A 13,551-nucleotide genomic window follows, 5' to 3' on the forward strand; every position below is an offset into this window, starting at 1 on the left:
CTGCCTTATTCCGGCGCTTTGTTCTCTTCCGGCCAGCGGTTTTCGAACACGCAATCGGCGAGCGGCATACGGCTTGCCCAGCGCTCGGTTTCCAGCATCGGCTCGCTATAGAACCGATCGACGTGGCCGAGACACAGGATCGCCACTGGCCGCGCGCCCTCGGGCATATGCAGCAGCGTACGGACCGTATCCACGTCGAATAGCGACACCCAGCCCATCCCGAGGCCTTCCGCGCGCGCCGCCAGCCACATGTTCTGGATCGCGCACGCCACGGAAGCCAGGTCCATCTCCGGCAAGGTGCGGCGTCCAAAGATGTGCCGCTCGCGGCCGTCCATCAGCGCCATCACCAGCAGTTCGCCGCATTCCAGCATGCCTTCGACTTTCAGCTTCATGAACTCTTCGCGACGCTTGCCGAGTGCGTCGGCGGTGGCGAGGCGTTCGCTTTCGACGGTCGCGTGCAACGCCATGCGCAAAGCCGGGTCGGTGATCCGCGTGATGCGCCACGGCTGCATGAAGCCGACGCTCGGCGCATGATGCGCCGCGTCGAGCAGGCGTTGCAACACGGCAGGGTCGACCGGATCGCGCACGAAGTGGCGCATGTCGCGCCGTTCGTAAATCGCGCGGTAGACGGCTGCACGCTCGGAATCGTTAAAAGGCTTCGCCATGGAACAGGGCGGCCGTGAAGGCCGGGTTGGAGGGCCAATAAGCGTGCATATAGGTTGCCACGATGGACCCGGCGCGGAACACGGCCTCGCCGGGGGCATCGCTATTTGGCCGGGTGGCTGAACGCAGCGGCGTGAGCGGCGTCGTCAGCTTCGAATAATGGAAAGTGTGGCCGGTCATTGGACCGTGCAGACTGTCGATCTGTTGCATGCCGAGCGCGGTAAAGCGCGTCTGCATTGTCGCATGGCCGGGCAGCAGGCCGAGCATCGGCGTGCTGGCGCCGTGCGTGTCGGTGAGCTGGTCGAGCAGATAGAGCATGCCGCCGCATTCGGCGACGATCGGCTTGCCCGCGGCCGCGTGCGCGCGAATCGTTGCGGCGCTGCGCGTGTTGCCTGCCAGCAAGGGCGCATGCAGCTCCGGATAGCCGCCTGGGAGGTACAGGGCGTCGGCGTGCTCCGGCAGGGCTTCATCGGCGAGCGGTGAGAAATAGTCGACGTGCGCGCCGAGCGTGTCTAACAGCGTGACGTTGGCCGGATAGATGAACGAGAACGCGGCATCGCGCGCAATCGCGATGCGCTTGCCTTCCAGCAGACGCGGCAGCGCTTCTGGCACAGGCGCGCCGAATTCGACCGGCGGCGGCAATTCAGCCAGCGCGGTTTGCGCGAGCGCATCGGCGGCGCGATCCAGGCGCGTGTCCAGATCGTCGATCTCCGCGGCCTGATGCAGGCCGAGATGGCGATCGGGCAACTCGATTTCGTCGTTGCCGGCGACGTGCCCACACCAGCGCAGCGCCGGCGACAATGCCTCTTCGAGCATCTGCGCGTGCCTTGGCGAGCCGACGCGATTGGCGAGCACGCCGTAAAACGGCACTTGCGGCCTGAAGTGCGCGAGGCCGAAGGCGACCGCGCCGAAGGTTTGCGCCATCGCTTTCGCTGAAATCACCGCCAGCACCGGCACGCCGAACGTGGTTGCCAGATCCGCGCTGCTCGGCATGCCGTCGAACAGACCCATTACGCCCTCGATCAGGATCAGATCCGCTTCAGCGGCCGCTTGCGCGAGCAGGTTCCGGCAGGCCGGCTCGCCCACCATCCACAGATCGAGCGACAGGACCGGCGCGCCGCTGGCGCGCGCCAGAATCATCGGGTCGAGAAAGTCGGGGCCGGTCTTGAATACACGCACGCGTCGCCCCAGCCGCCGATGGTAGCGTGCCAGAGCCGCCGTAATCGTGGTCTTGCCTTGACCCGACGCGGGCGCGCTAATGAACAGGGCGGGGCACGCCCCGGGGGAGGTGCTCTTGGCGGACGCCCCGGGGGAAGTCCCTTTGGGCGACGTTCCGCAGGAAGTGCTCTCGGGGCGGGTGGGCATTGCTCAGAACTCCACGCCGCGCTGCGCTTTCACGCCTTGCTCGCGATACGGGTGCTTGACGATGCGCATTTCGGTGACGAGGTCGGCGGCTTCGATCAGCGCGTCGGGCGCGTGACGGCCGGTCACCACCACATGCAGCATTTCGGCGCGTGCGTTCAGTACCGACAGTACTTCGTCGAGCGGCAGGTATTCGTACTTCAGCACTGTGTTCAGCTCGTCGAGGATCACCATCTGATAGTCGCCGCTCTCGATCATGCGGCGCGCTTCGTTCCAGCCTTTGCGCGCGGTGGCGATGTCGGCGTCGCGATTCTGGGTGTTCCAGGTGTAGCCGTCGCCCATCGTGACGAAGTCGCAATTGGCGATCGCACCGAGGAAGTCGCGCTCCGAAGTGTGCAGCGCGCCTTTGATGAATTGCACGACGCCGAGGCGCATGCCGTGTCCAAGCACGCGCACGGCCATGCCGAACGCGGCGGTGGTTTTGCCTTTGCCGGTGCCTGTATTGACGATCAGCAGGCCTTTTTCGACGGTGGCGTTGGCCTGCTTTTTCTCGTGGCCTTCGCGCCGGCGTTCGGTCATGCGTTGGTGCGATTCGGGGTCGGTTTTCATGAAAGGTCCTGTTCCTGATGGGTGTTGTTTGTCTGTTCGCGGGCGGGCTGGGCGGTGATCGAGGCGATCGCAACCGTGACGCCGCCGTGGATGGTTTTGCGCACGAGTAGCCGTGCGTTGGGGGGATCGGGCGTGATCGATGCAACTGAGGCGGCTGGGACAGTTGAGGCAACTGCGGCAGCTGAGGCAACTGAGGCAACTGAGGTACCCGATGCACCAGAGGCAACCGATGCCAATGCCGATGCATAGGCCGCACGAGGTGCGCTGCCCGCATCAGACTCGGCCGCCGCGGCGAGCAGGGCGCATGGCTCGCAGACGCCGTCTATGCCGAGATGCTCGCGCGTGGCCGCCGATGGATCGCTCACGGAGATCGCCGCAATCTGCGCGCGGCTGAACAGCTTCAGCGGCAGCGCATGACGGGCGCAGAATTCGAGCAGGCCGGTTTCGTGGGCTTTGGTGTCGACCGAGGCAATCGCGCTGATTTCATCGAATGCATGCGAGCCGAGTGCGGCACGCACGGCCGCTTCGATCTGCTCAGCCGAACTGTGCAAGCGACAGCCGATGCCGATGCTGAGGGTTTTCATTGCGCGTCCGCGGCGTTTGAATCTTCCGCGGTATCCGAAGCGTCCGCGGCGTCTGCCGCTCTGGCTGAGTTCGCCATATTTGCCATTTCCGCCGCTCCCACCGTTCCCACCGTTCCCACCGCACCCAGCGCACCCAGCGCACCCAGCGCACCCACCGCCCCCGCCTCACGCACCGCGCCAGAACTCACAGCATCCCGCGCCAAAGCCAGCGATGCCACTCCGCCGATCACCACGATCGCCGGCGAGCCGAGTCCGGCGCGCGCGACCGCGTCCGCGAACTCGCCGAGTTGCGAGAGCGCATGCCGTTGCTCGGGGCGCGTGGCCGATTCGATCGCCGCGCACGGCGTATCGGCGCTCATGCCGGCCGCGAGTAACGCGCCGGCGATATCGTTCAGCCGCCGCATGCCCATGTAAATCACCAGCGTCATCCGCGTGGCGACAAGCGCGCCCCAGTCCGGCTCGCTGCTGCCGGCACCGTGCCCGGTGACGAACACCACGCCTTGCGCGTAATCCCGATGCGTCACCGGAATACCAATTGCCGCGGGCGCCGCGATCCCGGCCGTGATGCCGTTGATCACCTCCACGCTGATGCCCGCTGCGTGCAGCGCCTGCTGTTCTTCGCCACCACGGCCGAACACGAACGGATCGCCGCCTTTCAAACGCGCGACGCTGCGTCCGGCCCGCACGTGTTCGAGCATCTGCGCGACGATGCCGGCCTGCGGCGTCGACGGATGCCCGCCACGTTTGCCGACGTACACGACCAGCGCGTCGGCGCGTGCGAACTGCAGCACGTCGGGGTTCACCAGATCGTCGACCAGCACCACATCGGCTTGCGCCAGGGCGCGAGTCGCCTTGAGCGTCATCAGTTCGACATCGCCGGGGCCGGCGCCGATCAGCCAGGCGCGGGTCATCGCGGCATGCATGGCGCGCGCCATGTCGTGACTAGCGGGAGCGGGTGAGGCTTGATGCGGCCGGAGGCGGCGGAAATCGAGGTCATGCGGTGCTACAGATTACGCGCGACGAACAACGCTGCTCGCTGCGTTTCCCTCAGGAAAACGCTAGCGGCTGCGCCACGTCGTGCTTTAGCGCCTTCACATCCGTCCCTCGCGGATTCCGGCGGCCGGCAGCGTGACGTTCACTGCCTCCGCGTCTGGCCGGTATCCGGGCTGACGGCCTCATGCGTTTTGCCTTCCCGTCCGGATTCGTCAGACAGTGGCATCAAAAACGCATGCGCGATGCGAGAGCACCGCAGGTCGCTTACCGTTGCGGGGACAGCACAGGTTGAGCGCAGCGAGCGCGGCCTGTTTCCCGTTTAACTGCACATGCGAACGCATATGCGGGCACCAAACGCGCGCATACGATAGCACACGGCAGGCCGCGCCGGCACTGCGCAAAAGCCCTGCCGCGGCCGGCGTTTCCTTGACGGCACAGGGCTCTCGGCCTAAACTCGCACGCACTTTGGTGCTCGTGTGCGCGCTCGTGCGCATGCAGTTAAACGGGAAACAGGGTGCCCGCCTGCAATGGATCGGGTCAACCTGTGCTGCCCCCGCAACGGTAAGCGAAAAGCGGTGCGTTCTCCAGCGCCGCGGAGCCGGCTTCGATGTCCACGCGCAAGGCCGCGTCGGCATATAACCACTGGGCGAGAAACCACTCGTCCGGGAAGGGGAAGCGGCGCTTTCGCCAGCCCGGATACCGGCCAGACCAGGAAGAACGACCACCGCGGGGATGCGGCGGTGCGTTCAGGACTTCATTCCCGTTTTCTGTTTTTCGGTTGCCTCGGCAACGCCGTTGTTCGTCCCCGTGCTTTGTTATTGTGGTTGCCTGCAGGGCATGAACCCGCTCGCATGACCTATGCAGACAAAACGCGAAGGCGCGTCGGCGTGCTCGTGCAACTCCTACGGATAGACCTCACGATGCAAACTCAAATGCGCAAGATCCCCGTCACCATCGTCACGGGCTTTCTCGGCAGCGGCAAGACCACGCTGCTGCGGCACATTCTTCAGCACGCGGGCGGCAAGCGCATCGCGGTGATCGTCAACGAGTTCGGCGAACTCGGCATCGACGGGGAAATCCTCAAGGGTTGCGGCATCGGTTGCGATGAAAACGGCGTCGAAACCGAAGGGCAACTGTATGAACTCGCGAACGGCTGCCTGTGCTGCACCGTGCAGGAAGAATTTTTCCCGGTGATGGAAAAGCTGGTGGAGCGCCGCGAGCAGATCGATCACGTGCTGATCGAAACCTCCGGTCTCGCATTGCCGAAGCCGCTGGTGCAGGCGTTCAACTGGCCGCAGATCAAGAATAGCTTTACTGTCGACGCGGTCGTCACCGTGGTAGATGGCCCGGCTGCAGCGAGCGGCCAGTTCGCCGACAACCCGGTCGCCGTGGATGCGCAACGCAAGGCCGATCCGAATCTCGACCACGAATCGCCGCTGCACGAATTGTTCGAAGACCAATTGTCGGCAGCCGATCTGGTGATTCTGAACAAAACCGATTTGCTCGACGAAGCGCGTCAAGCTTCTGTCGAAGCCGTCATTCGCGAAGAAATTCCGCCGCAAGTGAAGATCGTGCGTGCGCAAATGGGCCAGCTCGACCTGCATACGTTGCTGGGTCTCGAAGCGGCCTCGGAAGAAACGATCCACTTGCGCCACGATCACCATGGTTCGGCTGACGACGCCGATCACCACCACGATGAATTCGATTCGGTGGTGGTGCACGCGAATGTTTCGTCGCGCGAGGCCGTGATCGCAGCATTGCAAGGGCTCGTCGAAACGAACACGATTTACCGCGTGAAAGGGTTCGCGGCATTGCCGGGCGCGGCGATGCGTCTGGTGATCCAGGGCGTGGGCCGCCGTTTCGATAGTTACTTCGACCGGCGCTGGCAAGCGGGTGAAGCAGGCGAAGGCCAGCAAAGCCGCTTCGTGCTGATCGGCGAAGACCTCGACCAGGCCGCGCTGCAACAGGCATTCGACGCCGCCTTGGGCGCCGTGGCGAGCGCCCAGCCGCAACAGGCGTAACCGGTCATGCATCTGCTGCGCACCACGCCGGGCGGTTTTGTCGACGATACGCAAGGTGTGATCCGTATCGACCAGCAGCCCGCCGATATCGTGGTGCTCAGCTCCGCCGACACCACGCTGTCGCTGCTCGCAAGCGTGTTTTCGCGCCTGGGCGACGGTTTTCCGAGCGTGCGGCTCGCGAACGTCACGTATTTGCGGCAGCCGGCTTCGGTGGATTTCTATGTCGAAGACGTGCTGCAGCATGCGCGTGTCGTCGTGGTCGATCACCTTGGCGGCGAAGCGTACTGGCCGTACGGGATCGAACAGGTGGTCGCGCTCGCTGAGCGCAAGCAGCAGACGCTCGCGATGTTCTCCGGCGATCTGCAGGAGGACCCGAATCTGCTCGCGCGCAGCACCGCCGACGCCGATCTGTGTCATCAGCTATGGCGTTATCTGCGTGAAGGCGGCCCGCAGAATGCGGAGGCGTTCCTGCGCTGCATCGCGTACCGCTCGCTTGGCTGGGGTCGCGAGCCTGCGCCACCGCGCGCGCTGCCCGCCGCAACGCTCTACCATCCCGAACGCGATTCACCGACCGTGGCCGACTGGCAGGCACGCTGGCGTAAGGGCGCACCGGTCGCTGCGATTCTCTTCTACAAGGCACATCTGCAAGCGGCCAACACGGCCGTGTTCGATGCGCTTATCGATGCGCTCGAAGCACAAGGTCTGAATCCGCTGCCGATCGCAATTACCTCGCTGAAAGATGCAATGAGCCGCGACGTCGTTCAGCGGCTGTGCGCGCAACATGATGTCGCGCTGGTGCTGAATACGACAGCATTCGCCGCGTCTGCGATCGACGACCCGGAGCCGCTTGCGCTCGCTGGCGACGCGCCGGTGATGCAGGTAATCCTGAGCGGCGGCAACCGCAAGGATTGGCTCAAGGACAATCAGGGCCTCAACTCGCGCGATATCGCCATGCATATCGCGCTGCCGGAGGTGGACGGCCGCATCATCACGCGGGCGATCAGTTTCAAGGGGCTTGCCTATCGTTGTCCGCACACCGAGGTCGATGTGGTCCGCTATCAACCGGACCTCGAACGCGTCGGTTTTCTGGCTGAACTGAGCCGCCGCTGGTGCCGTTTGCGCACGCTCGATAACGCGGACAAGAAACTCGCGCTGATCCTCGCCAATTATCCGATGAGCGAAGGGCGGATCGGCAATGGCGTGGGGCTCGATACGCCGGCCTCGGTGGTCGGTATTCTGTCCATGCTGCGCGATGAAGGTTATCGGTTAGGCGATTTGCCCGCTGACGGCGATGCGCTGTTGAAGAAGCTGACCGAAGGCGTGACCAACGATCCTGTGGTGCGAGACTTGCGGCCCGCGTTGCAAAGCCTGGCACTCGACGACTATCTTGTGTACTTCAGCGCATTGCCGGCGGAAGCCCGCCATGCGCTGAACGCGCGCTGGGGTTCGCCCGACCAGGATCCGACGTTGCGGCGCGGCCGTTTCATGATCGCGGGCTGGCGCTGCGGGCAGGTGTTCGTCGGGATTCAGCCGTCGCGTTCTCGTGAACAGGGCGATTACGCGAGCTATCACGACGCTGAGCTCGTGCCGCCGCACGCGTATCTGGCGTTCTATTTCTGGCTGCGTCATCAGTTCGGCATTGATGCGGTCGTGCATGTCGGCAAGCATGGCAATCTCGAATGGCTGCCGGGCAAAAGCGTCGCATTGAGCGATGCCTGCTGGCCCGATCTGATTCTCGGGCCGATGCCGCATCTGTATCCGTTCATCGTCAACGATCCGGGCGAGGGCAGTCAGGCGAAGCGCCGCGCGCAAGCCGTCATCATCGATCACCTGATGCCGCCGCTCACGCGCGCCGAAACTTACGGGCCGTTGCAGGACCTCGAACGCCAGGTCGACGAATACTATGAAGCGCTGATGGTCGATCCACGCCGCTCGAAGCTGTTGAGGCGCACGATTCTCGCGACCATCGTCGAGCATAAGCTGCATGAAGAGCTGAGTCTCGCGGCGCCAACCGGTCAGGACGATGAGGACGTGCTGTTGACGCGCGTCGACGCCTGGCTGTGCGAGTTGAAGGAGGCGCAGATTCGCGATGGCTTGCATACATTCGGGCAATCGCCCGCTGGGGTGCAGCGGCGCGATACGTTGCTGGCTTTGGGACGCTTTCCGGTCGGCGATGGTCAGGGCGGCAAGGCCGGTTTGATCGACGCATTGGCGCGCGATCTGCAGATGGATCATCTGTTCGATCCGTTGTCGGTGGATTGGTCGGCGGCGTGGGACGGTCCACGTCCCGACGTTATGCAACGTGTGAGCGATGCGCCGTGGCGGCACAGCGGCGATACGCGCGAGCGCCTGGAGTTGTTGGCGGCTGAGATGTTGCGTGGCGTGTGTGGCGATGGGACGTCCGATGCGGTGCCGGCGGCTGGGACGTTGCCCCAGGCCGAACGTGTGATCGAACGCCTGCGCAACGACGTATTGCCGCGGCTCGACGCTTGCGGTCCGCAGGAAATGCTGCATCTGAAGCGCGGCCTTGAAGGGCGCTTCGTGCCGCCGGGGCCGAGCGGCTCGCCTTCGCGTGGACGGCCCGATGTGCTGCCTACCGGCCGCAACTTCTATTCGGTCGATACGCGCGCAGTGCCGACGCAGGCGGCGTGGTCGCTCGGTTTGAAATCCGCGCAGCAGTTGATCGAACGGCATCTGCAGGAGAAGGGCGACTACCCGCGAGCGATCGGGCTCTCGGTATGGGGCACAGCGACGATGCGCACCGGCGGCGACGATATTGCCCAGGCACTCGCTTTACTTGGCGTGCGGCCGAAGTGGGCGCCGGGCAGTCATCGCGTGACCGACTTCGAGATCATGCCGATCGAAGCGTTTGACCGGCCGCGTATCGATGTCACATTGCGCGTGTCCGGTTTTTTCCGCGATGCCTTCGCGAACGTGATGCATCTGTTCGACGCCGCCGTGCAGGCCGTGGCCGAACTCGACGAGCCCGAAGACCTGAACCCGATCCGCGCGCGCGTGCTGCGCGAACGCGACGCGCTGGTTGCGCATGGCATGGACGCCACGGAGGCGCGCGAGCGCGCCGGCTGGCGCGTGTTCAGTGCGCGGCCCGGCGCTTATGGCGCGGGTCTGCAGGACATGATCGACTCGCAGCAATGGCAAACCGACGCCGATCTCGCGAACGCCTATCAGGCGTGGGGCGGTTACGCCTACACGCAGAAAGGCGTCGGCGAAGAAGCGCGCCACGCGTTCGGCACGCGTCTTGCCGCGATGGACGTGGTGCTGCAGAACCAGGACAACCGCGAGCACGACCTGCTCGATTCGAACGACTACTATCAGTTCCAGGGCGGCATGGTCGCGGCGGTGCGGCATCTGGCGGGCAATCAGCCGCAGATCTATCACGCGGACCATAGCAATCCGGCCGCGCCGCGCGTTCGCACGCTGCATGAAGAGATTGCGCGTGTGATCCGCTCGCGAGTGGTCAATCCGAAATGGCTCGACGGCGTGAAGCGCCACGGCTACAAGGGCGCTGCTGAAATCGCGGCGACGGTCGATTACCTCTACGGCTACGACGCGACCGCGCGGGTGGTCGCCGATCATCAATATGCGCTCGTCACCGATGCCTATCTGAACGACGCCGATACACGCGAGTTCTTGCAGCGGCACAATCCGCACGCCATGCATTCGATCTGCGAGCGTCTGCTCGAAGCGATGCAGCGCGGTCTGTGGCAAGCGCCCGGTGACTATCGCGCGCAAGTTGAACAGCATCTGCTCGCGAGCGAGCAGCAGATCGAAGGAATACAGACATGAACGCAGCAACCCAACGGCCCGCTTTTCCCTTTGCTGCGCTGATCGGGCAGACGCCGTTGCAGCAGGCGTTATTGCTGGCTGCGATCGATCCGGGTCTCGGCGGCGTGCTGGTGAGCGGGCCGCGCGGCACGGCGAAATCGACCGCGGCGCGCGCGCTCGCTGAGTTGTTGCCGGAAGGGCAGCTGGTGAATTTGCCACTCGGCGCGAGTGAAGACCGCCTGATCGGCACGCTCGATGTCGAAACCGTATTGCGCGACGGCTCAGTGCGCTTTTCGCCTGGCTTGCTCGCGAAAGCGCATCGCGGCGTGCTGTATGTCGATGAAGTGAATCTGCTGCCCGACGCGCTCGTCGATGCGTTGCTCGATGCCGCTGCCAGCGGCGTGAACACCGTCGAACGCGATGGTGTCTCGCATAGTCACGATGCGAGCTTCGTGCTGATCGGCACAATGAATCCGGAAGAAGGCGAATTGCGGCCGCAACTGATCGATCGCTTCGGTTTGATGGTCGAATTGCAGAACTGTTTTGATCCGCAGGTGCGTCAGCAGATCGTCAAGGCACGTCTGGCGTTCGATCTCGATCCACAGGGTTTTCGAACTGGCTATACGCAGCAACAGGAAACCTACGTTCGGCGGATTCACGCGGCGCGTGAAGCGCTGCCGCATCTCGACTTCGACGACGCCGTGCATGCGCATGTCAGCGCGCTGTGCATCGACGCGGCGGTCGATGGCTTGCGTGCCGATCTCGTGATGCTGCGCGCGGCGCGGGCATTAGCTGCCTTTGAGCAGGCGGCTGCTGTCACGACAGAGCATGTCGGGCGGGTCGCCGAGGCGGTGCTGATACATCGGCGCCACGATCGCGAGACGCGTGCAGGTGGTGACGCGCGTGAGAGCGAAGCGCCGCGGCCGGCTGCTGACGATGCGAATGCCGCGCCTTCGCAAGCTTCTCAAGATAGGGCGCCAGACGCCGCTGCAGCCGATAGCGATTGGGGTTACTTGCCGCCGCAGCCCGCGGGCGTCGCGCAGGTCAAAGGCGTCATTCCGCTCAACGCAAAAAAACGCTGAGCCATCGGAAGGGCGCCCCCGCTGACACGCGCAGCGGTTTCCGATGGCGGCAAGGTGCGGGTGCAGGTCCGCGTAGCCGTTTGCAAGGCGCGCCGGGCAAGCGCATTGCATGGCTGCCGACGCTCACCGCGATGCGTCAGGACACGCTGCGCGCCGAGCATCTGCGCTTCGTGCGCGAGGCGCCGCGGGGCGGTGTCCTGCATTGCTTCCTGCTCGATTGTTCGGGTTCCATGCTGGGCGGCCAGCGCCTCGCACTCGCCAAGGGTCTGCTGATTGCGTTGTTCGACCGCGCCAGCGCTGCGCGTGCCGAGGCGGCGCTGGTGTGTTTTGGCGGTGCTGGCGCCGATCTGCGTTTCGGTCCCGCCGTGCCGCGCTGGTGGAACGAGCGCTGGCTCAGGCCGGTGGGCGGAGGCGGTGGCACGCCCCTAGCGTCCGGCGTGCATCAGGCGGCGCAAGTGCTGGAGCGCAGCGCCCGGCGCAAGCCCGCTCAGCAGCGCTGGCTGTGGATCCTGACCGACGGCCGCAGCGGCGATCAGCCGGCGCGGCCGCTCAACGCCGACGAAGTGGTATTCGTCAATTTCGAGCGGGGGGCGATACGGCTGGGCCGTTGCCAGACGCTTGCCGACGCATGGCACGCGGCGCTTTTTACACCGGAAGAATTGATCGCCTGAGTGGCACGCGCGCCATGCCACGCGTTTTCATTCGCCTAATTCGAACCGTTGGACCAATGCTGCACATCGTCCTGGCGGTCGAATACGAAGACTTTCATCGCCATTTGTTGCGCTGCATCGAGCTGATCGAGTTCGAGGCCATGGGTCGACGGCTCGCCCGGTGCACTGCCTTTCTGCACGTTGCGGATGGTGGCGGTCGTTTCGATCTCGGTTTGCAGTTCCGCCGAGTTGAGCCGAAAGGCGACGCGCAGTCGTTCGCCGACTGCACCCAGCGTCCACGAGGCGGTCAGCGCCATGCCGTCTGCGCTGATGCTTTTGGCGAGGCCCAGACCTTGATATGAATCGCCGGTTTCTCCGATGCCGAAGCGCACCGCGAGGTGCGCGTGGACGCGGATCGATTTGCGTTCGCGCAGGCGGCGGATCACGCCGGGTTTCGATAGCACCACGTAGTCGAATGGGGCGCGGCAAACTGCCTCGACCGTGCAGACGAAACGAAACACGGCGTGGCTCGCTATGGCGACGATCTCGACGTTTTCACCGAGGACTAGCGGGAGGATGCGGCCATCTTGCAGTGGTGGCGTGACGAAGAGCGCCTGGTTGGGCGCGAAGCCAATGATGCGGCATGGATGCATTGGCGCACCGCTGCCTAGCTGCGAGCGCATGCCTATTAATGCACCTATTGTCAGGTGCATCTCTTTTAGTGTGAGGTTGCCGGTGGTGTCGGCGGGGTGGCCGGTTTGGGGTTCCGGTTGCGTAGCCGCGTCCAGCAAGTCGCCGCGGTGCGGGTGGAAGTTGTCGAACAGGAATTTGCGCTCGTCCGTGGTCGCGAGGATGGTGCCTCGGGCGAAGAGGAGTGTGCCGTCGGAGTCGGCGATCGGCCAGTCGAGAGGGGTGCCTATTGGGACTGCTTCCGGCATTAGGGGCGTTGATGAGGGGGCGGAGCTTGGGGCCACGGTTTGAGCTTTTGTCAGGGCTTCTGCTTGGGCTTCTGCGGGGTTTTCCATAGTCGGCGGCTAAATATGTTGCGGGATTACTTGTTTACGGCGGGGCTTGCTGGGAGCTTGAGGTTTTTTTGTTTGCCTCGGGTGGTGGTTTTCACTGATTTGGCTTCTTTGGCCTTTCCTTGATCTGTTATTGGTTTATTAGCGTTCGCCGCTGTGTGGGGCATCCATCTCCTCCGCGTCCTGTCGTGCGAGATCGCTCGATAACCTTCGCGTCTCTCGCTTGCAAAAAGTCGCAATCACTGGTAGTGGCGCGAATTAACTCGGATACCTAAGCATTCTGGGGTGTCGCGAGCATAGGCTGTTTCAGTGCCTCTCAACTTTTTGAAAATAATTGCACAAAGGGGATTGACGACATGCCGACCTATCTCCATAATCTCGCTTCTCTGCTGCTGATGCAGCGACGCAGAACGAAGCGGTGCCGGGTGGTTGTGATGTGATGCAACGCGGTGCTGGTTCGGTAGTGAATGCGTACTCGATCTTTAAAAATTAACAGCCGATAAGTGTGGGCGCTTGATGCGCGACGCGCAGTGGACCCTTCGGGGTTTGCTGGAAGCGAAAGTATCAAGTCTCACACTAGTATTAAAGGAAGGTTTTCCTGCTGGGGTGGATTCACGCCGGCAGGATGATCATTCGTCAGTACGTTGAGTGAGCGACCGGTTCGTAAGCAGGAAACTGCGTGAACCGAAAAACAGTAACAGGTTTGAACTGAAGAGTTTGATCCTGGCTCAGATTGAACGCTGGCGGCATGCCTTACACATGCAAGTCGAACGGCAGCA

Annotated in this window: 9 protein-coding genes, 1 rRNA gene, 1 pseudogene and 2 riboswitches; of the genes and pseudogenes, 5 read left to right on the forward strand and 6 right to left on the reverse strand. The window is 63.8% G+C overall.

Features of this window, described 5'->3' with window-relative positions:
• Positions 1 to 5: 5 nt before the first annotated feature.
• From bluB to cobA, 5 genes and pseudogenes are all read right to left on the reverse strand, one after another.
• Entirely contained in the window at positions 6 to 665 is a 660-nt protein-coding gene (bluB, locus tag P3T22_RS24960; RefSeq protein WP_063498967.1) for a 5,6-dimethylbenzimidazole synthase, read from the reverse strand.
• Entirely contained in the window at positions 649 to 2,028 is a 1,380-nt protein-coding gene (locus P3T22_RS24965; protein WP_429326462.1) for a cobyrinate a,c-diamide synthase, read from the reverse strand. The genes bluB and P3T22_RS24965 overlap by 17 nt, the downstream gene beginning before the upstream one ends.
• Positions 2,029 to 2,031: 3 nt before the next feature.
• Entirely contained in the window at positions 2,032 to 2,634 is a 603-nt protein-coding gene (gene cobO / locus P3T22_RS24970) for a cob(I)yrinic acid a,c-diamide adenosyltransferase (RefSeq protein WP_063498968.1), read from the reverse strand.
• Positions 2,631 to 3,218 (reverse strand): cobalamin biosynthesis protein, encoded by a 588-nt coding sequence (locus P3T22_RS24975; RefSeq protein WP_429326463.1) that lies wholly within the window; start codon positions 3,216 to 3,218, stop codon positions 2,631 to 2,633. The genes cobO and P3T22_RS24975 overlap by 4 nt, the downstream gene beginning before the upstream one ends.
• A 182-nt stretch (positions 3,219 to 3,400) precedes the next feature.
• Positions 3,401 to 4,129 (reverse strand): annotated as a pseudogene (cobA, locus tag P3T22_RS24980) (uroporphyrinogen-III C-methyltransferase); the annotation flags it as partial.
• A 224-nt stretch (positions 4,130 to 4,353) separates the two neighbouring features.
• Positions 4,354 to 4,581: riboswitch (cobalamin riboswitch) on the reverse strand.
• Positions 4,582 to 4,660: 79 nt separating this feature from the next.
• Positions 4,661 to 4,933: riboswitch (cobalamin riboswitch) on the forward strand.
• A 198-nt stretch (positions 4,934 to 5,131) separates the two neighbouring features.
• Between cobA and cobW the strand changes: the two are divergent.
• The 4 genes from cobW (at position 5,132) to P3T22_RS25000 (ending at position 11,771) form a co-directional block, all read left to right on the forward strand.
• The gene (cobW, locus tag P3T22_RS24985; protein WP_429326464.1) at positions 5,132 to 6,232 is read left to right on the forward strand and encodes a cobalamin biosynthesis protein CobW; all 1,101 of its coding nucleotides are present in this window, start codon (positions 5,132 to 5,134) and stop codon (positions 6,230 to 6,232) included.
• A 6-nt stretch (positions 6,233 to 6,238) separates the two neighbouring features.
• The gene (cobN, locus tag P3T22_RS24990; protein WP_429326465.1) at positions 6,239 to 10,039 is read left to right on the forward strand and encodes a cobaltochelatase subunit CobN; all 3,801 of its coding nucleotides are present in this window, start codon (positions 6,239 to 6,241) and stop codon (positions 10,037 to 10,039) included.
• A complete protein-coding gene (locus P3T22_RS24995) occupies positions 10,036 to 11,100 on the forward strand; it encodes an ATP-binding protein (protein ID WP_429326466.1) in 1,065 nt (354 codons plus the stop codon). The genes cobN and P3T22_RS24995 overlap by 4 nt, the downstream gene beginning before the upstream one ends.
• Before the next feature lie 131 nt (positions 11,101 to 11,231).
• Positions 11,232 to 11,771 (forward strand): vWA domain-containing protein, encoded by a 540-nt coding sequence (locus P3T22_RS25000; RefSeq protein ID WP_429326478.1) that lies wholly within the window; start codon positions 11,232 to 11,234, stop codon positions 11,769 to 11,771.
• 35 nt (positions 11,772 to 11,806) lie between these two features.
• Here P3T22_RS25000 and P3T22_RS25005 read toward each other — a convergent pair whose 3' ends face one another.
• Entirely contained in the window at positions 11,807 to 12,688 is an 882-nt protein-coding gene (locus P3T22_RS25005; RefSeq protein ID WP_429326467.1) for a flagellar brake protein, read from the reverse strand.
• A 789-nt stretch (positions 12,689 to 13,477) separates the two neighbouring features.
• Here P3T22_RS25005 and P3T22_RS25010 point away from each other — a divergent pair.
• Positions 13,478 to 13,551: ribosomal RNA gene (locus tag P3T22_RS25010) — 16S ribosomal RNA — on the forward strand; the annotation flags it as partial.

The sequence above is a fragment of the Paraburkholderia sp. GAS348 genome, from assembly GCF_050434205.1.
Taxonomy (GTDB): domain Bacteria; phylum Pseudomonadota; class Gammaproteobacteria; order Burkholderiales; family Burkholderiaceae; genus Paraburkholderia.